We start from the raw sequence: 17,876 nt of genomic DNA on the forward strand, positions 1-17,876 counted from the left end.
TGCTGGCGATGTTGCTCCTGTGGCTCTAACCGCTCCTTCCATCAACGGTTAATCAATCAGTAATTAAGTCAAATAAAAAGCGCTCTCCGAAAGGGGGGCGCTTTTTAATGTCTTAAAATTGGGATAAAGGCATATGCATTAAACCAATTCAAGATTTACGAAATCAAATATGAGTTCTAAATAAACGGCTCGTTTTCAAGATAACAGTCTTTCAATTGATACCTGAATTTCTGGAAATGCTAATGGTGTAATCATGCCCTTTTGTATTATTTTGTGTGTGGTGTACTGCCCATTGTGGGGACTTTGAAACACAATTACATGCTTGGCAGCCAAATTCAAAACCCAGTATTCTGAAATTTCAGCAGTGGCATAAATGGCAGCTTTAATATCTAAATCTTTTTTTAAACTTGTTTTAGCAACCTCTAAGATCCAAAAAATATCTTCAGGAGCAGGGTGACGATTATTGTAGTTTGATTCTGGTAGCCGAACGATCGCAATATCTGGTTCGGGTTCAGAATTTAGTAGTGTGACTGGGCCATTGAAACGGACATCGGCTTTACCGATGAGTAACTGTTCTAGATATTTCACACCTCGTTTTGCAGTGCTGTAATGAATTGGAGTTTCTGGAGTCATTTCCACAATTTCGCCTGCTAACAACTCCACACGGCGATCGCGCAAAATCCCCGCTTCAATCATGCGATGATAGTCGTCTACAGACCATTTAGCTAGCGTTTTCATATCACTGATGCAAGTCTGACTTAATTTTACGGTGTTTCAACCAAGCGATCGCCCCTCACCAAAGCCATTAGCTGAAAACTACTCCAAAATTCTGTAGGAATGTCATCATAGTTAAGGTGAAAACATTCTGGAGACAAAACCACGGTTTACGCACGTCCCTTAGCACGGTTAATTGAGCAATTGCAACGCTTACCGGGAGTTGGGCCCAAATCTGCCCAGCGGCTGGCTTTGCATATTTTGAAGCGACCAGAAGCAGAAGTAGAAGCTTTGGCGCAAGCTTTGGTAGAGGCAAAAAAACAGATCGGTTTGTGTTCTGTATGCTTTCACTTATCTGCTGAGCCAGTTTGTGAAATTTGTCGTAATGTCAACCGTGATAACAATACTATTTGTGTAGTCGCGGATTCTCGTGATGTGATTGCCCTAGAAAAAACTCGCGAGTACAAGGGCAAGTATCATGTTTTGGGTGGCGTAATTTCTCCTATTGATGGAATTGGCCCAGAACAGTTGACCATTCAAGCTTTAGTACGTCGGGTGAGTAAACAACAACCTCAAGAAGTTATTTTGGCAATCAGTCCGAGTGTAGAAGGGGAGACAACTACGCTGTATCTCGGTCAGCTACTAAAGCCATTTACCAAGGTGACACGAATTGCTTTTGGTTTACCTGTTGGTGGTGATTTAGAGTATGCCGACGAAGTTACTTTGGCAAGAGCCTTGGAAGGACGCCGGGAATTAGACTGAACGACTCGAATTAAAGTTAAGGCAGCAGCACGAATTGGTTCGAGAGATAATTCTTATAACGTTCTCCCCCGTTAACCCTATGAGTATAACGGGGGCTTATTGTTATCCGCGGTTTACTGTTGTTGGCTGATATTTAACCTATAGCATATCTATAGCAAGCAATAGGCAACGCCGCTTAAATTTACACATTCATTTTGATGTATCATTGAGCCGAAAGGTTGCGATCGCACCTTCATTTAGCAAAGAATCTTTCTAGGACTGATACTGTTTGCGTAACAATAAGTTGCTGGATGTTCTGATATTGAATTTTAACGAGAAGATAAAAAATAGGCTCAACTGAGATTAAACAAGGGAGGTGAGATTAAACAAGGGAGGTAATACTATGTCAGTTAAGCTTTTACCCGACCTTGGCGATTTAGTAGAAGGACTGGGAGTTACAGGAATTGTCGGAATAATTATTGTACCTGTTTTTCTTCCACTCATAGGTAGTGTTGGTAGACCCATAGCCAAAGCAATGGTCAAAAACGGCATTCTTTTTTATGAAAAAAACAAGGCTGCATTGACAGAATTAGGTGAGACTTGGGAAGACATCATCAGCGAGGCAAGATCTGAGATTGGAGAACAACGAATGAAATCGGCTGAACCAATGGATACCTAGACCAAGCAGAAGACTCACTCAGAAAATACAAATTTCGGTTGGCGCTGCGATCGAATCCATTTTTGTTGGGAAGTTTTTGCGTCAGCCGATAATCGCTTGTTGCTTGATATCTAACCTTTTGTATATTAACTAAATATTCATATTCCATCAGCAAAAAGGCATATTACTTTCTCAAAACTTGATATTCAATAAGCAAAAAGACGTATTGCTTTTTCAAAATCAGCTTTGACTTTCTCAAACCCCAGTTTGCTTGTTGATTTTGGTGTTTTCCGCAAGCAAAATCAGCTTTCACTTTTTCAAACCCCAGTTTGCTTGTTGATTTTGGTGTTTTCCGCAAGCAAAATCAGCTTTCACTTTCTCAAACTCTAGTTTGCTTCTTTATTTAAGTAATTTACCGTTTTATTTTGGTGTATCATTGAGCCGAAAGCTTGCGAACCCTTCACTCAGCAAGAATCTTTCGATAGCTGACTGGTGACTCTGCTGGCTCGTTAGTTAAAGATTTTAGTAATGGCTTCAAAAGATTCCTGAAAATGTATTTTCTCCTAATTGGTATTAAAATATCTAGCTAAAATCCGATAAATATACGTAATACATCTGTATAATATCTGAGTAAAATGTACAATTGTACTAAACTAATTTACTTAAGTTCAATAAACAATTTAGATTGCCTCTTACAGATTGCTACTTATGTCTAAATACTCGTTTAACCGGATGCAGCCAATTGAGTTTGAATCTATGGCACAAGCACTTTTGGAGAAAACATATCGTATTGGTGGCAATCTGATTCAGTTTGGTCAAGGGCAGGATGGTGGACGAGAAGCTACATGGTCACAATCAATTAATCATCCACAGTATTCTCGACCGACCAATCAAAAGGCAGATGTTGTAAAAGAATGGGTTTTCCAAGTCAAATATCACGATTTTGACCAACGTGGCTGGTCTACTGCTCGTGATGCTGTCCTTGAGGATTTAGATAAGGAACTAGAAAAGATTGTTCATAAGTATGCTGTGCCATGCCATGCTTACGTGTTGATTACTAATGTACCTTTCACTGGAGCAAGAAATGTTGGTACTCGCGATCAAGTAACGACACTAGTAAGAAAGTGGAGTAAGCATATTCCAGAAATCTATGTATGGGATGCTGCTGATCTTTCAAGAATGCTAGATGCGAATGAGGATGTTCGGACAGCTTATATAGATACTATTCTTGTTGGTGATACACTTAAGGCTATATACAGTCAAGCGACTTCTGGCATAAATCGTAAACAGAGTGCCTTTAAAGCTTATTTAAAATTTGTGACAGAGTGTGAGGGATCTGCTCGTGCGGAAGACGCAGGTGATGAACCAGATCTGCCACTAGCTGAAGTATTCATCGATCTAACCTTAAAAATTCGGGACAGTAATAACAAACTACCTATTGAATGGCTTGCTAGAAAAAACAAATCGAAGCCTAACCCCGATACAGTTCTATTACCAGAAAGTTTGATGCAAGTACGTGCATCGTTTGCTCTATTTTTCGCAGATTATCCATATATTTTACTTTTAGGTGGGCCGGGTTTAGGCAAGAGTACTCTGACTCAATTTTTGAGCCTCTATCAAGCTGCTCGAATTGTCGCTCCAGAGTTGTCTCTGCGTCTTGCAGATCGGCTTAAGCTACCTGAAGGAATAACTGCTAAGGATTTAGATGCTTATTGTAGTCCACGTTTTCCCTTGCGGATTGAGCTACGCCGCTATGCAAGGTGGATGAGTAATCAACAAGATAATAAGCATGAATTGGCTCGTTACATTGTTGAGGACTTAATTAATCCAAATGCCTCATCAACACTTGGAATGGATGATGTATTTGACTTGGCATCCAAAAATCCCATCCTCTTAATTCTGGATGGTTTAGATGAGGTTCCAAATCCAGAAACACGACAGCAAATTATAGCGAATTTGCAAGTATTCTTGCGTCGCATTGACTCAGAGAATGGAGACATTCAAGTAATCTTGTCAAGTCGCCCAAAAGGATATTCAGGTGAGTTTGAAGGATTGAAGCCAATTACATGGGAACTCAATGAACTCGAAAGGGCAGATTTCGATGAATATTGTGACTGTTGGTTAAAAAATAGAATTCGTGACGCAGAAACTCGAAGTGAGGCAAAAGAGCTAATTAATCGTGGAATGCTTTCTGAAGCAGTTCAACGCTTAGCTATATCACTTTTACAGGCAACAGTTATCCTCACTATTGTTCGATCCAAAATCCAAATTCCACATCAGCGAAATTTACTCTATAAAAAATACGTTGAAGTTATTTTTAATAGAGAAAAAAAGAAGTCACAGCTTGTAGATGAACGCGAAAATGAGTTGCTTCGACTTCATGAGAGAGTTGGCTATGAACTTCATTGCAAGATGGAGGAGAGACGCATTGAGGCTCTTGATCGTGAAACCTTTCGCAGCTATGTTTTAAGTGTTTTAGAAGATTACTCAGCTATTGAACTTGGAAATAAGAAACTGCGAGATGTAGCAGATGAAATTATTGAAGCAGCTACAGTTCGTCTGTGCCTATTAATTGGTAAAGGAGAAGATCAAACAGATGTAGACTTTGTTGTACAGCAATATCGTGAATATTTTGCTGCATTGTACTTGTCCAACCATCCTGATGCAGATCCAGCTCGTGTTTTTGATATGTTGGTTCGGCGTGGGGCTTACTGGGCTTATGTACTTCAGTTCTATGTTGCCCAAGCAAATACTAACCAACAAATGCGTTGGATTATAGGTATCCCCGATCAATATAATGAAGAGAATCATGTTGAAGCCCTTGTTAGAAAAACCAGGACTTATCGAGCAATTATTAATGTCTTACCTGAATTTACTCTTCAACGGAAGAGTGATTTTAAACGTGCCCTCGAAATAATCTTTAGCTTGGAAACCAGATGGACATGGTTAGAACAAGAAGCAATTATAGAAATTTTGCAACTTATTCGTTCCATTAACATTTTTCAAACACTTGACGAAATCTTTGGAAACCTATGTTTAGACGATAATGCAACACTAGCTGTAGAACTTTGGCTCTTAGCTAAACTATCCTCTTCTCAATCACAGGTTCACATAGATATTTGTAACAAGGTTCAAAACCTTTTGGAACACGAAGATACACAATTGATTGGTTGAAGAAAGTCTAATTACAAGACAGGAACATGAGAATCTTCTCAATACACAGTTGGGAGATATTCTTAGAATTCCTATAACTCCGGTAGATATCTTCCAGGGTATAGCCATGTTCTCTCATACTCCGCTCATAACTCCTCTTGATAAAATTATTAATGTGTTTCTCACTATTCTTGAGAAAGAAGGTATTGAGCGTGTCAGCAATGGACGAGGCTTGGATGGGTTGCTTTATCTACACAGAATACAATCAGTGAGTATAGAAGAAGTAGAAAATATACTATATAAAGCAAACAATTTACCATCACTTCCTTCTATATGGGTGAGCGCTATTTTATGCCTTTGTATAGATGTGCCTGAACTTGACATCGAGCTTTTACTTAATTTTTGGGAAAAAAATGAACAGTTGAAACAACGTCTTTACTTTAGACACCAGGAAGAACTTCCAAAAAATTGGAATCAACTTATGGAAAGACTTTTAGACAGTAACCGTGCTAGTGCGTTACGATTGGGTATTGCAATCGCAGCTTGTTCAAAAGCTAATAGAAAAATTCAAAACTCTTTACGAGAGCGATTATTAGCTGAGTCTAGTAGTTATTTGATGAATAGCGACAATGCATCTTACGAGTTGTATTGTCGTGCGCTACTCAATTTAGATCCTAGCTTGGAAGAATTTTCATTATGGGCACAACCAGAGGCTATTCATCGAATATGTAAATGGCCATGGCTAAATCGTCTTAGTACGCATTTTGTCAATGCAGCTAATCCGAAATTTAAGCTTGATTATAAGCAACTGCGAAATCAATTATCCCTTTTTATTGCTAAGCGATGTGATTATCCAGCAACCATAGCTTTAGCAGCACTTGAAGCTATTCTAAAGATTGATGAAACTAATCTTCCAGTATTAAATTCAAAGATATGGCAGCAATGCTCGGATGAATAGCCAATAATAATTATCTACTCTTGTAAAATCGTCTTTGATGCAATCCTAGTTTTCTTCAGGTCTGCTTCGGAAAGTTGTTCCCCAGCTTGCAGGCGAGTGGCGGAAGTTTGCAATACTGTCGCTGCACCTTTATCTCCTATTTGTAAGGCGGTTTTGGCGGCTGTTTGTAGCATTGTAGCAGCGCCAGTGCGATCGCCCTCTTGCAATTTCGCTTCCGCTAATTGGGTTTGGCGATACTTGGCTAATGCTAAAATCGATTGCTGCACCTGAGGATTGGATGCTGGTTGATATGCCTTGACCACATCTGCGTAGACTGGGACGATGGGTGAAAGTAAGCCTTGCTGATTAACTAAGGGGTCATCGTAGCGGATTTGCAGATGTCCAATTACCTGTTTTCCTTCTGGCAACTGTCCCAAATAAATATTAGCCAAAACTACCCGTTCTACATCCTGCATCAAATCTCCCAAGCGCACAGCAAAGCTGCCATCAGCTTCTGGTTCCACTGATAACTCAATTGTGTCTGGGGAAACTTGGGCAATGGGTTTAAATTCTGCTAGTCTGACATTTGGTACTAAAGACAACAACAAGTAGGCATTGGTTAATCCCACAGATTTAATGCGTCCAAACAAACGGCTAAATTGCTCTAAAGCTTCTTCAGGACGCTCAATATAAGCTAAAGTACCACCACCAACATCGGCAATTTTTTCTAATAAATCCTGATTCCAGTTATTACCAAATCCGAGAGTGCTGATAGTTAAGTTCAGCTTGGCAGCCTTTTGCGCGAGTTCTAAGCAGCGCTTGTTGTCATCCGAGCCGATATCCCACTTCCAAATTCGCAAACTGCTTTCACCTTGACCATCCGTCAGCAGAAAGGCTTGGGAAACAGCACCTCTTGTACCCTTCATCAGTTCTGTAATTCCCAGTTCCAAACCCTGAGCAATTACCGTGCCGCCGCTAGCACTCAGTTTCTTTTTAATTTGAGATTTGATGCTTTCGGGGTCTTCAATAATTTGGTTGGGGATAATGACTTCCGCAGAACCCGCAAAAGCCACAACCGAGATGCGATCGCCAACTTTCAACCGTTCGATTAATCCTTCCACTGCTTGAATCACCGTTTTAATTGGTTGTCCGTGCATGGAACCACTTTTATCTAGAATCAAGCAGAGGTTAAGGGGGAGATTTTGGTCAAACTCACCAGCGATTGCCGAAATTGTCATTGCCAATTGACGTTGGCTACTAGTTTGAGCCACATCAACATTATTGTCATTTAGCGCCGAGAGCAATTTAACTTTCATTGGGGAGGGGTATCTTGCAAGACTGTTTTGGAGACAATTCTGGTTTTCTTGCGATCGCTTTCAGATAAATCTCCACCAGATTGTAGCTGGGTGGCAGAAGTTTGCAACACTGTCGCTGCACCAGTATCTCCCATTTGCAACGCCGTTTTGGCAGCCGTTTGTAGCATCGTCGCCGCACCAGTACGATCGCCTTGTTGCAATTTCGTCTCGGCTAACTGAGTTTGGCGATACTTCGCTAATGCCAAAATAGATTGTTGCACCTGGGGATTGGGGTTTGGTTGGTAATCTCCTACTATATTGGCGTAAACTGGGATATTTGGCGTAAATAAACTGGTTTCGTTCGTAGCTGGATCATCGTAGCGCACTTGCACATTAGCGATCGCTTGTTTGCCCGATGGTAATTGTCCCAAATAAATATTAGCCAAAATCACCCGTTCTGCATCTTTCATTAAATCTCCCAAGCGCACAGAGAAGCGTCCATCTGGTTCTTGTTGCAGTGGTAATTCAATGGTGTCCGGAGAAACTTGGGCGACGGGTTTGAGTTCCGCTAGCCGGACATTGGGCATGAGGGAGAATATCAAATAAGCATTAGTCAAAGCTACTGCTTGAACACGGCTGAACAAACGGCTAAATTCATCTAGTACGCGATCGGGTTTTTGAATATAAGACAAAGTACCCAAACCAGCATCAGCAATTTTTTCTAAAACATCTTGGTTCCAATTGTCACCAAATCCCAAAGTATTCAAAGTCAAATTATAACTGGCAGCCAATTGGGCAAATTTCAAACAGCGATTATTATCACCATGTTCATTTTCGCCATCGGTTAATAAGAAGGCTTGGGAAACACTATCTTTTTTCCCCTTAGCCAATTCTTCAATCCCCAAGCGCAATCCTTCATCAATGGAAGTCCCACCATCAGCAGCTAGGCGGTTAATTTGCTGTTTAATTTTTTCTGGATCTTCGATCGCTTGACTGGGTATCAAGACTTTAGCACGATGATTAAAAACTACAACACTCAGGCGATCACCAGGATTTAATCTATCCACCAGACGATTCGCCGCATTTTTCACCGTTTCTAGCGGTCGGCCATTCATGGAACCGCTATGATCGAGAATTAAGCATAAATTTAGTGGTATATTGCGGTCTTGAACTTCAGCGATCGCCGAAACCGAAATTCCCAACTGACGTTGACTGTTCAGTTGATTGGCGTCCAAATTACTATCATTCAAGGCAGGCTGTAAGCTAACCCTCATAACTCAAAATTCCTATTCAGGATATAGATATTTGTAAATAACTTCAAAGCACTACTTTAGCGCTACGGAAAACCTATGCAAATACATTAATATAATCAGAATATCTTAGAAGCCAAATATTGGCAGATGCTAGCCCCCCTTCAGCATTAGGGAGAAATCCACACCTTGAACCAAGTTAGCATCACGCTAGGATGTATTACAGTTAACGGCATAATTTCAGGCGATCAGTTGCTATGGACATTTCCGCCATCAAGGCTGTTCAATCCCCTTATTACGGCGATCGATTTTACCGGAAACCGCCGCCAGATTTACCGTCTCTATTATTAAAGGAGCGAATTGTCTACTTGGGAACTCCTTTAGTTCCACAAATCACAAAACTGATCATCGCCGAACTCCTGTATTTGCAGTCCGATGACCCAGACAAACCAATTAAAATTTACATCAACTCTACAGGCACTTCTGGTTACAGTGGCGAACCCATAGGCTTTGAAACCGAAGCCTTCGCCATCTATGACACAATGAAATATATCAAGCCTCCTATCCACACCATCTGCATCGGTTCGGCGATGGGTATGGCAGCGATGCTCCTCAGTGCTGGTACAAAAGGTTGCCGTGCTAGCTTACCCCATGCTTCCATTATTCTGCACCAACCCAAGAGTTTCGCCCAAGGTCAAGCAACGGATATTCAAATTCGGGCCAGGGAAGTTCTAGTCAACAAGACAGCAATGATTGACATTTTGTCTCGCAATACAGAACAGGCAGCAGAAAAAATTAGCAAAGATATGGATCGTCTACTATACATGACTCCCTATCAAGCTAAAGAGTACGGTTTGATTGACCGAGTTTTTGAAAAAGAAGAATTGGCCAATCCCCCACTACCTGCTAGCGTCCTTTAAAAAATGAAGTGAGTCGATTTCTTGGAATTTCAACTCACTCTACCCCACAGGAGCTACCAGGCTTCATCCTTGCTATTAATCATTGTAATAACGGAGCAAATTATGCCTATTGGTTACCCCAGCGTTCCCTATCGGTTGCCAGGGGGACAGATGGAGGAATGGGTTCACATTTATACTCGTCTTTCCCTGGAACGAATTATTTTCCTGGGTGAAGAAATTGACGATAAAATTGCCAACGAGATTATAGCCTTCTTGTTATATCTGGATTCTGAAGATCCAGGTAAAGATATTTACATATACATCAATTCCCCTGGTGGTATGGTCACCTCTGGGCTGGCAATTTATGACACCATGCAGCACATCAAATCAGAGGTGGTTACGATATGCACGGGTCTAGCAGCCTCTATGGGGTCATTTCTGTTAGCAGGCGGAGCCAAAGGCAAACGGTTAGCATTGCCTCACTCACGGATTATGATTCACCAACCTTCTGGCGGCACCCGTGGGCAAGCAAGCGATATCGAAATTGAAGCTAGAGAGATTCTCCGGATTCGTAACCAGCTAAATCAAATTTATGCTGACAACACCGGTCAAACCTTAGCAAAAATTGAAAAAGACATGGATCGCGACTTTTTCATGTCTGCCCAAGAAGCTAAAGAATACGGTTTAATTGACCGTGTAATTGAAGAGAAACCGTAGGAAGAGGACGCGGGGACACGGAGACGCGGGGAGATGAGGGAGATGAGGGAGCAGAGGAACACAAGAGAAGTTAGAGTAAGTCTTTCCCCTTGTCTCCTTTTGCTGTTCCCATAAGGCCACTTGCTTTAAGTCAGCACGCCCAACGCAGTGGCTCCCCAATGCCCCATGCCCCATGCCCAATGCCCCACGTTCAAAAAACTGTCAAAATTGAACTTTAAAATAGTAAATTACGCTTTATGATTGATATCTCAGGCTATGAGCTTCATAGCTGATAGGCCCTAGCTAAATATTCGATAGCTCATAGCTCAAGATGGATCTTGGAGATTGCTACCGTTTATTGGGTTTGAGGTCGGGAGCCTCTTTTGCTGACATTAAAGCGTCTTACCGACGACTGGCGCAGCAATATCATCCCGATATCAACCCAGATGACAACAAAGCCAAAGATAAGTTTATTGCCTTGACAGAGGCTTACAAACTCCTGCTGACGGTAGTACTGCCAGAGGAAACAGCTCCACATTCAAATCAGGTGTCAACATCGGGACGCGATCGCCCCAAGGCAACGTATCGGGAAAAAACACCAGTAACAAAGGCGACAAGCCAACAAACAGCGACACCAAAACCGCCGAATTTGGTGGAAATAGAACAGCGGCTCAAGTGGAAGACTTATGAGCAATTGCAGCGATTTTTGCAAGAAAGACGATTTCCCCAAGCGATCGCTCTAGCTGAAGCTTTATCAGATCGGTTATCAGGAGATGCAGAAGTCCGTCAATGGCTAGCAATTGCCTATCAAATCTGGGGACGGGCATTAATTTCTGAAAACCAGCTGCTCAAAGCCAGAATTTATCTGAAAAAAGCCCTGAAAACAGACCCTCATAATAAAAGCCTCTGGTATGAAGTACAGCGGGATTTCGAGCGTTTAGAACAAATTTTTTGAATCAGAATACAGAATTCAGAATTCAGAATAAATTATCTCAAGCTCGCTTAATTACTTATAGTTAAAAACTCTCCATTTCAGAGCTTTAGCCTAATTTATAAGTATTCAAACGGACATAGTATTATATGGGCATCGAAGAGGACAAACAGACAAGGATTTTTTCTCCCCTTGTCCCTTTTCTCCCCCTCCCCTTGTCCTGTTGTGGTCATCGCTGCCATTCGCGCAACACTCTTCCTAATGTAGCGATTCCCTCAACAATCTTGTCATTTGGTTGAAAGCTAAAAGCTAGCCTGATGGCATCATCGCCCTGACCATTGGCGTAGCAGCGAGTTCCTGGTAGGAAGCTGACGCCGTGTTCTGCACAAGCACTGAGGAGTACTTTGGCACTGATATTTTGTGGTAATTTACACCAAACGAAAAAGCCACCGTCTGGCCGCAAAGCGACTATAGCCAATGAGAACACGATCGCGATCGCCAGCAATTCCTTGAGCCTGTAAGCGCAGGATAATTTGCTCATACAGTTGAGCTGAAGGCGGTCCGTAATTGAGAGCGATCGCAGCTTCTTGTGTCAGCACACTAGCACTTGCAGCCGCTAAATCAGCATGGGGGAAGAGAGTTGGGTCAGCTAGACCATAGGTAAAACTGACAGTAAGGATTTTGGTTAACTCTGTACCATAGCCCTCTTCTGTCACCTTCCGGAAGGACGATCGCTAGAAGCCTCATGAGGCAATGAATACAAGCTATACTATTAGAAAAAATCGGTCTTGTATTTGTTGTTAGAAAATAATCGCGCGATCGCAGGCTATACAAAAGCTTTAGAATTCAGAAATGGCAAAAGTTTTCGGAGAGTGACAGAAGAGGGATAGGTTGGTGGTGCGAGATTTTTGGCTCGTTCGGCGAACAAATCAACAATTTGATAAGTATGGGTGGTGGGAGCCATAAGCAATTCAAAATGAAGAAGAATACAGGAGTCAGAATTCAGAATTTAGAGAATACTCTTAGCAGGTGAAGCCGCCGCACGGAAGTTCAAAGAATGAGGCAATTATTCGGGGCCTTCAACTCCTTTATTTATCAGCTAGTCAACGAGAATCGAGTGTAGATTTTGTTTGTTGATGGATGTATTCTTTCTTATAACATCATGACAAGCATCACGAACATTGACTGATAGAACAGAATTACTACAGTGAAATCAATTAAGTGGAAGTGCCAGCAGCTAATTTTGAGCTTATGCTGTCTGTTACTGATTCTTGCTTGTAACAGTTTCTATCCCAGTACTAAGCAAGATGCTAAACTTCTCAAGGTCGCTACAGATCCTACCTTTATCCCCTTTGAAATCCAAACACCTAGCGGGAAGTTACAAGGATTTGATATTGATTTGATGAATGCGATTGCTCAAGTTGTAGGGTTTAGAGTTGATTTTGAAAATTTGCCCTTTGATGGCATGATATCAGCTTTACAAGCCAAAAGAGTTGATGCTGCAATTAGTGGGATTACGATTACCGCCGAACGGTTGAAAACAATTGCTTTTTCACGGCCTTATTTTAAAGCGGGATTGGCGATCGCTGTCCGCCAAGACAATCAAAATATTAAAGACTTCGACAGTCTCCAGGGGAAAAAAATTGCTGTACAAATAGGTTCCACTGGAGCAGATTTTGCTAAAAGTATCCCCAGTGCTAAAATTAGTACTTTTAACTCTGGGCCAGAATTTTTCCAAGACTTGCTCAACGGCAATGTTGATGCTGTAGTTAGCGATGCTTTCGCCACTTTGTATGCCATTAAAAATGGCAAACTCAAAGGCATCAAAATTCTTGCCGACCTACTTACCGAAGAATACTACGGCATTGCCACACCTAAAGATTCCCCGCACCTGAACACAATTAACAAAGCTATAGCCACTTTGTTATCCAACGGCACTTACAAACAAATTTATCAAAAATGGTTTAACGCCGAACCTCCACAATTACCCGCATGTTGGGCAAAGGGAGCGCTGAATGCTAAGCGCTGTTAGCGGATAGCTATGGTTTAGCCCGTGCTGAGTCAAGATTTAGGAGCTATTATTCTCCCCTCTGCTCCTCTGCCCACTAAAATATTTTATGCGTCAGAATTAATACTGCCACCAAAATTCACTCTTAAAACTACAATCTATTGTAAGTCTACTGTAGTCAGGGGGAGCCAATTGTGGCACCTTGGATCTTAGTGGCTAGAACCACCTTGAAACGGGAATTAAGGAACTTCCACTATGCTGATTTGCCCTCAGTGTAAATTTGAAAACCCTAATACCAACAAATTCTGTCAAAAATGTGGCACATCCCTGACTCACAAAGTCTGTCCTGAATGCAGCACTGATGTTGCTGTGAATGCACTACGCTGTCACAACTGTGGTACGGAATGTGGAACGGTATTTTGGGCAATTATTACTCAAGAAGTAACTGGAGATGAGGGAGCAGGAGAAGAAAACACGGAGGCACAAAGAGAAGTCGGAGTGCCGGATATTGCCGAACTGAACTTCGGAGAACACGGAGACACGGAGAACTCTTTCCCCGCGTCTCCGTGTCTACCCGCCTCTGTGTCTCCCTCAGCCCCTAGTCCTGAAGAAATTATATTACGCTCTTATTTAGACTCTCAGGAGCGCTATCAATTGTTAGACTCCTTACCTAGTCTAGAAAATATTACTGAGGTAGAAGCGAGAGTTTTAGACTGTCAGCCGTATCAAATATCACTTATTGAAGCAATATTAGGAAATCAGCAATCGGATCTGGCAACGCCATCAGTGGCAGCAAATGGAATTCCTAGTCTTGCTAAACTTTATATCGCTTTACAAGACCAAGGTCAGCCGGGGATACCACTGATTCACGATGCATGGCAGGAAAGTGATAAACAGGTAGTACTAATTCAAGACCGCTCGAATTGGCAACTTTTACTCGATTTATGGCAAGAAGAGACAACGAGTTCGTTAAAAATTTTACACTGGTGTTATCAAATGACCCAACTTTGGGCAGTATTGGAACCAGTGAATTGTCGTCAAAGTCTGTTGGAATTGTCGAATTTGCGATTGGATGAAGACCAAACGCTGGCGTTACAAAAATTGTATGTGGAATCGCCTAAAAATCAGGTAGTTGCTGAGTCGCCAGAAGATGACCAAACCTTATCTGTAATTGCAGACCAACCGTTAACTATCCAAGCTTTGGGGCGGGTTTGGCAAACGCTATTTAGACAGACTCAACGCACTCAATTTGGTTCTGTAGTGCAAATGTTAGGGGATTTAGAGGCAGGTAAAATCGAAACGATCGCACAGTTGCGATCGCGTTTGCAGGAAATCTCCGTGGAACTAGAAGCACTAGGAACTGGAACTTTGCCACCAATACAGGAGAAACATACTGTTGTGCCTACTATCCTGCAATCAGAAGAGCCAGAAGATATCATTAGTAAAAGTGATGATATGCCAACTGTTGTGCTGGCAATGCAGTTAAGTAGCTTGGAAGATGCGGGACGCACAGATGTAGGGCGTCAACGTCATCATAACGAAGACTACTTTGGTATTGAAACCAAAATTGAGAAACTGGAGTTGCCCAAAAGTCGAATCCTGCAAGGGTATGGCTTGTATATCCTGTGTGATGGTATGGGTGGACATGCTGGCGGCGAGGTAGCCAGTGAGTTAGCAGTCAACACCCTCAGGCAATATTTCCAAGAACACTGGATTCCTAATCAACTGCCAACAGAAAATAGCATTCGTGAGGCAGTTTATTTAGCCAATGAGGCGATTTACAAGCTTAATCAACAAGATGCTCGTTCTGGAGTTGGGCGCATGGGTACAACTCTGGTAATGCTTTTAATTCAAGATACTCAAGCAGCAGTCGCTCATGTCGGAGATAGCCGTCTCTATCGCCTGACGCGCAAGCAAGGATTACAACAAGTCACAGTAGATCACGAAGTTGGGCAACGCGAAATTACAAGGGGAGTGGAAGCAAGCATAGCTTACGCCCGCCCGGATGCCTACCAACTCACCCAAGCATTGGGTCCCCGTGATGAAAATTCCATTAATCCTGATGTCGGCTTTTTCGAGATCAATGAAGATACCCTTCTAGTGTTGGCATCGGACGGTTTATCAGATAATGATTTACTAGAAACTCACTGGCAGACTCACTTAGAACCATTACTGAGTTCTGGCGCTAACTTAGAACGTGGCGTCACAGACTTAATTGATTTGGCGAACCAGCACAATGGTCACGACAACATTACTGCTATACTGATTCGGGCAAAAGTGCGTCCAAATCTTGAAAGTTGAATATGAATGGGCTGGGAACTGGCAACTGGAGATTGGGGACTAGGGACTAGGATAAAATTCTTTATACCCAATACTCAGTAACCAATACTTAATACCCAATTCCCAGTCCCCAATCCCCAATCCCCAGTCCCCTTACCTTACAGGTTGTATTGTGGTTACTCTGACCCTGTTAGAACCGCAACAGAAAACGCCGCTCCATCAGTGGTGCTTTGAAAACTCTTCCATAATTCGGATTGGTCGAGCAGCAGACAATCATGTTGTTTTAACTGATAGTTTGGTTTCTCGGCATCATCTAGAACTTCGACAAGTCGATTCTGCTAGCAATGACGATGCTTGGCAACTAATTAGTCAGGGTACAAATGGAACTTTCCTCAATGGTGTCCTGGTCATTCAAAGTCCGCTACCAGATAATTCGCTTTTGCAATTGGCACAGGGAGGCCCAATACTGCAATTTCAAATCCAGGAGGAAAAACGGCCGGAGGCTTGGTTGCCTTGGGAAGAGATACAGGAAACGCTAGAAAATGCAGTCCCAACAGTCTCTTCAGCAAAAAATCCTGGAATTTTATCTTACACTTGCACCCATGAAGGTAACTCCCCGAATAATTTGTTTTGTATCCACTGTGGTCAACCTCTGTCAGTGCAACAGACGATTCGCCATTATCAGGTGTTGCGAACTCTGGGACAAGGAGGTATGGGTACTACCTATTTGGCTTGGGATGCGGCTGGTTTGATTGCGGGTATGCCACAACTGCTGGTGTTAAAGCAAATGAATGCTGATATGGTGAGAATTGCCAAAGCTCAAGAATTATTTGAGCGGGAGGCATACACTCTCAAATCTCTTAAGCATCCTGGAATTCCCAAGTATTATGACTTCTTTGTAGAGGGTGGAAAAAAATACTTGGCAATGGAACTAATCCACGGACAAGATTTAGATAAACGTATTTCTAGTACTGGTCCAGTAACACCAAACCAAGCGATCGCTTGGATGATCCAAACCTGCGATATTCTAGACTATCTTCATAGCCAAGAACCTTCACTTATCCACCGCGATATTAAACCCGCTAACCTGATGGTGCGAAGTTTTCAAAATCGCATAGTAGTGCTGGATTTTGGCGCAGTGAAGGAAATTGGCACAGCCCCCGGTACTCGTATTGGAGCAGAAGGTTATTGCGCTCCCGAACAAGAACGGGGACAACCTTTGACGCAATCTGATTTGTATGCAATTGGGCCAACACTGATTTTTCTACTCACTGGCGAAAACCCCTTCAAGTATTACCGCCAACGGGGGCGACACTTCAGGTTTGATGTGGCAAAAGTTCCGACCATCAGTTCCCAACTAAGAGATGTTATCGACCGCGTTACCGAACCATTGCCACGCGATCGCTATCAGACTGCAAATGAATTAGCTGCTGCGTTAGCTGCTTGTCAATAGGGGGACTGGGGACTGGGTATTGGCGACTGGGTATTAGGAAATGGGCACTGAGTGTTAGCAGTTAAAAGAATTATTTCCTAGTCCCCAGTCCCCAGTCACCAGTCCCTAATCTCTATTCTTCATCCCAAGCTTCTACATCTAGCAATTCACTGATTGGGTCTTGCATACTAAAACCAAAGTCTAGCAATTCCTGTTTCCAGTGCTGCCATTCATTGCCGTAGAGCAAAGCGATTTTCCAGATGCTATCGCTTGGCTTGATAATGTTCGATTCTATGAGTGATTGCACGTTACGCTGCAATTTCACCATTGGGTGAATTACTTGCTGAGTCATAACCTCGATTGAATTCAGATTTTGTTGGTAAATGCTTGATTAAAACTGCTTTCCATTCTGCAATTGTTGCCGAGCTCGTAGAGTGGTGTAATTTGGTGAAGCTAGTCTTAACTTTTTAACTATACCATAACAAACTCTACTAGTTTGCTGGCAAATTCGATTTTGTACGGTAATCACCACCACAAAACTCCAATTTTGCCTAGCATTCGTTAAACTTCTTGCAGAAGTCGGGCAAGGGTTAAGGTATGGGCGGTAAGCCTAAGAGATAAAGGCTAAGGAATGTTTCTGTTTCTCCTTTTCCTTTATCCCCTCTTCTTTTTCCTCTTAGACCTTTACTCTTTCTCCACCTAATTGTGGATGTCAAATAGATTAATAAGTCCTCTGGAAACTTGCACTCATGGTGTGAGTGACGATGACTGGGAAAAGTTTATTTGTTTTACTCACAAAAAATATGTGTGTTTGCCGAAGAAACGATAGAACACGGGATACTTTGGAAGATTGTGACTGACTATGAAGTTTGGAATTGAGTA

General features: G+C 42.2%; 17 protein-coding genes. 10 read left to right on the forward strand and 7 right to left on the reverse strand.

All coding sequences use genetic code 11. From position 1 onward, the window contains the following. Positions 1–195: 195 nt before the first annotated feature. The gene (locus ACM0OY_RS31855; protein ID WP_414572768.1) at positions 196–738 is read right to left on the reverse strand and encodes a Uma2 family endonuclease; all 543 of its coding nucleotides are present in this window, start codon (positions 736–738) and stop codon (positions 196–198) included. 180 nt (positions 739–918) lie between these two features. Here ACM0OY_RS31855 and recR point away from each other — a divergent pair, with 180 nt between their 5' ends. The 4 genes from recR to ACM0OY_RS31875 all read left to right on the forward strand — a co-directional run bounded on the left by recR (position 919) and on the right by ACM0OY_RS31875 (position 6,224). Further along, a complete protein-coding gene (gene recR, locus ACM0OY_RS31860; protein WP_199339172.1) occupies positions 919–1,476 on the forward strand; it encodes a recombination mediator RecR in 558 nt (185 codons plus the stop codon). 382 nt (positions 1,477–1,858) lie between these two features. Next, positions 1,859–2,134: a DUF5132 domain-containing protein gene (locus tag ACM0OY_RS31865; RefSeq protein WP_414572769.1), complete on the forward strand. Its 276-nt coding sequence runs from the start codon at positions 1,859–1,861 to the stop codon at positions 2,132–2,134. 687 nt (positions 2,135–2,821) lie between these two features. Further along, the gene (locus ACM0OY_RS31870; protein WP_414572770.1) at positions 2,822–5,287 is read left to right on the forward strand and encodes an NACHT domain-containing protein; all 2,466 of its coding nucleotides are present in this window, start codon (positions 2,822–2,824) and stop codon (positions 5,285–5,287) included. Then, the gene (locus ACM0OY_RS31875; RefSeq protein WP_414572771.1) at positions 5,280–6,224 is read left to right on the forward strand and encodes a hypothetical protein; all 945 of its coding nucleotides are present in this window, start codon (positions 5,280–5,282) and stop codon (positions 6,222–6,224) included. Before ACM0OY_RS31870 ends, ACM0OY_RS31875 begins: the two co-directional genes overlap by 8 nt. A gap of 14 nt (positions 6,225–6,238) precedes the next feature. On the opposite strand, the gene ACM0OY_RS31880 is transcribed toward ACM0OY_RS31875, so the two are convergent. Both ACM0OY_RS31880 and ACM0OY_RS31885 read right to left on the reverse strand, forming a co-directional pair. Next, positions 6,239–7,519, reverse strand: coding sequence for a vWA domain-containing protein (locus tag ACM0OY_RS31880; protein ID WP_414572772.1), 1,281 nt, complete (start codon positions 7,517–7,519; stop codon positions 6,239–6,241). Then, the gene (locus ACM0OY_RS31885; protein WP_414572773.1) at positions 7,516–8,772 is read right to left on the reverse strand and encodes a VWA domain-containing protein; all 1,257 of its coding nucleotides are present in this window, start codon (positions 8,770–8,772) and stop codon (positions 7,516–7,518) included. The genes ACM0OY_RS31880 and ACM0OY_RS31885 overlap by 4 nt, the downstream gene beginning before the upstream one ends. 233 nt (positions 8,773–9,005) lie before the next feature. On the opposite strand from ACM0OY_RS31885, the gene ACM0OY_RS31890 reads away from it, so the two are divergent. From ACM0OY_RS31890 to ACM0OY_RS31900, 3 genes are all read left to right on the forward strand, one after another. Beyond that, positions 9,006–9,668, forward strand: a complete 663-nt coding sequence (locus ACM0OY_RS31890) for an ATP-dependent Clp protease proteolytic subunit (protein WP_414572774.1) — start codon at positions 9,006–9,008, stop codon at positions 9,666–9,668. 102 nt (positions 9,669–9,770) lie between these two features. Further along, entirely contained in the window at positions 9,771–10,364 is a 594-nt protein-coding gene (locus ACM0OY_RS31895) for an ATP-dependent Clp protease proteolytic subunit (protein WP_414572775.1), read from the forward strand. Between the two features lie 310 nt (positions 10,365–10,674). Then, on the forward strand, positions 10,675–11,298 hold the full coding sequence (locus tag ACM0OY_RS31900; protein ID WP_414572776.1) for a J domain-containing protein: 624 nt from the start codon (positions 10,675–10,677) through the stop codon (positions 11,296–11,298). Between the two features lie 205 nt (positions 11,299–11,503). On the opposite strand, the gene ACM0OY_RS31905 is transcribed toward ACM0OY_RS31900, so the two are convergent. The 3 genes from ACM0OY_RS31905 to ACM0OY_RS31915 all read right to left on the reverse strand — a co-directional run bounded on the left by ACM0OY_RS31905 (position 11,504) and on the right by ACM0OY_RS31915 (position 12,238). Next, positions 11,504–11,815 carry a hypothetical protein gene (locus ACM0OY_RS31905; RefSeq protein WP_414572777.1) on the reverse strand — a complete coding sequence of 104 codons (312 nt, stop codon included), beginning with the start codon at positions 11,813–11,815 and terminating at the stop codon, positions 11,504–11,506. Next, entirely contained in the window at positions 11,703–11,990 is a 288-nt protein-coding gene (locus ACM0OY_RS31910) for a hypothetical protein (protein ID WP_414572778.1), read from the reverse strand. The genes ACM0OY_RS31905 and ACM0OY_RS31910 overlap by 113 nt, the downstream gene beginning before the upstream one ends. Positions 11,991–12,100: 110 nt before the next feature. Beyond that, positions 12,101–12,238, reverse strand: coding sequence for a hypothetical protein (locus ACM0OY_RS31915; RefSeq protein ID WP_414572779.1), 138 nt, complete (start codon positions 12,236–12,238; stop codon positions 12,101–12,103). 243 nt (positions 12,239–12,481) lie between these two features. Between ACM0OY_RS31915 and ACM0OY_RS31920 the strand changes: the two genes are divergently transcribed. The 3 genes from ACM0OY_RS31920 (at position 12,482) to ACM0OY_RS31930 (ending at position 17,015) form a co-directional block, all read left to right on the forward strand. Next, positions 12,482–13,306, forward strand: coding sequence for a basic amino acid ABC transporter substrate-binding protein (locus ACM0OY_RS31920; RefSeq protein WP_414572780.1), 825 nt, complete (start codon positions 12,482–12,484; stop codon positions 13,304–13,306). Positions 13,307–13,537: 231 nt separating this feature from the next. Beyond that, positions 13,538–15,583, forward strand: a complete 2,046-nt coding sequence (locus ACM0OY_RS31925; RefSeq protein WP_414572781.1) for a serine/threonine phosphatase — start codon at positions 13,538–13,540, stop codon at positions 15,581–15,583. A gap of 151 nt (positions 15,584–15,734) precedes the next feature. Continuing rightward, on the forward strand, positions 15,735–17,015 hold the full coding sequence (locus ACM0OY_RS31930) for a protein kinase domain-containing protein (protein ID WP_414572782.1): 1,281 nt from the start codon (positions 15,735–15,737) through the stop codon (positions 17,013–17,015). Between the two features lie 112 nt (positions 17,016–17,127). Here ACM0OY_RS31930 and ACM0OY_RS31935 read toward each other — a convergent pair whose 3' ends face one another. After that, the gene (locus ACM0OY_RS31935) at positions 17,128–17,346 is read right to left on the reverse strand and encodes a DUF4327 family protein (RefSeq protein WP_073642389.1); all 219 of its coding nucleotides are present in this window, start codon (positions 17,344–17,346) and stop codon (positions 17,128–17,130) included. Between the last annotated feature and the right edge of the window lie 530 nt (positions 17,347–17,876).

This window comes from Nostoc sp. CCY 9925, from assembly GCF_963920935.1.
In the GTDB taxonomy this organism is placed as follows: domain Bacteria; phylum Cyanobacteriota; class Cyanobacteriia; order Cyanobacteriales; family Nostocaceae; genus Nostoc.

Coding starts and splice junctions, on each gene's coding strand:
- ACM0OY_RS31855 (WP_414572768.1), bottom strand. CDS start 738: ATGAAAACGCTAGCTAAATGGTCTGTAGACGACTATCATCGCATGATT.
- ACM0OY_RS31865 (WP_414572769.1), top strand. CDS start 1,859: ATGTCAGTTAAGCTTTTACCCGACCTTGGCGATTTAGTAGAAGGACTG.
- ACM0OY_RS31870 (WP_414572770.1), top strand. CDS start 2,822: ATGTCTAAATACTCGTTTAACCGGATGCAGCCAATTGAGTTTGAATCT.
- ACM0OY_RS31880 (WP_414572772.1), bottom strand. CDS start 7,519: ATGAAAGTTAAATTGCTCTCGGCGCTAAATGACAATAATGTTGATGTG.
- ACM0OY_RS31885 (WP_414572773.1), bottom strand. CDS start 8,772: ATGAGGGTTAGCTTACAGCCTGCCTTGAATGATAGTAATTTGGACGCC.
- ACM0OY_RS31890 (WP_414572774.1), top strand. CDS start 9,006: ATGGACATTTCCGCCATCAAGGCTGTTCAATCCCCTTATTACGGCGAT.
- ACM0OY_RS31895 (WP_414572775.1), top strand. CDS start 9,771: ATGCCTATTGGTTACCCCAGCGTTCCCTATCGGTTGCCAGGGGGACAG.
- ACM0OY_RS31900 (WP_414572776.1), top strand. CDS start 10,675: ATGGATCTTGGAGATTGCTACCGTTTATTGGGTTTGAGGTCGGGAGCC.
- ACM0OY_RS31905 (WP_414572777.1), bottom strand. CDS start 11,815: ATGAGCAAATTATCCTGCGCTTACAGGCTCAAGGAATTGCTGGCGATC.
- ACM0OY_RS31915 (WP_414572779.1), bottom strand. CDS start 12,238: ATGGCTCCCACCACCCATACTTATCAAATTGTTGATTTGTTCGCCGAA.
- ACM0OY_RS31925 (WP_414572781.1), top strand. CDS start 13,538: ATGCTGATTTGCCCTCAGTGTAAATTTGAAAACCCTAATACCAACAAA.
- ACM0OY_RS31935 (WP_073642389.1), bottom strand. CDS start 17,346: ATGACTCAGCAAGTAATTCACCCAATGGTGAAATTGCAGCGTAACGTG.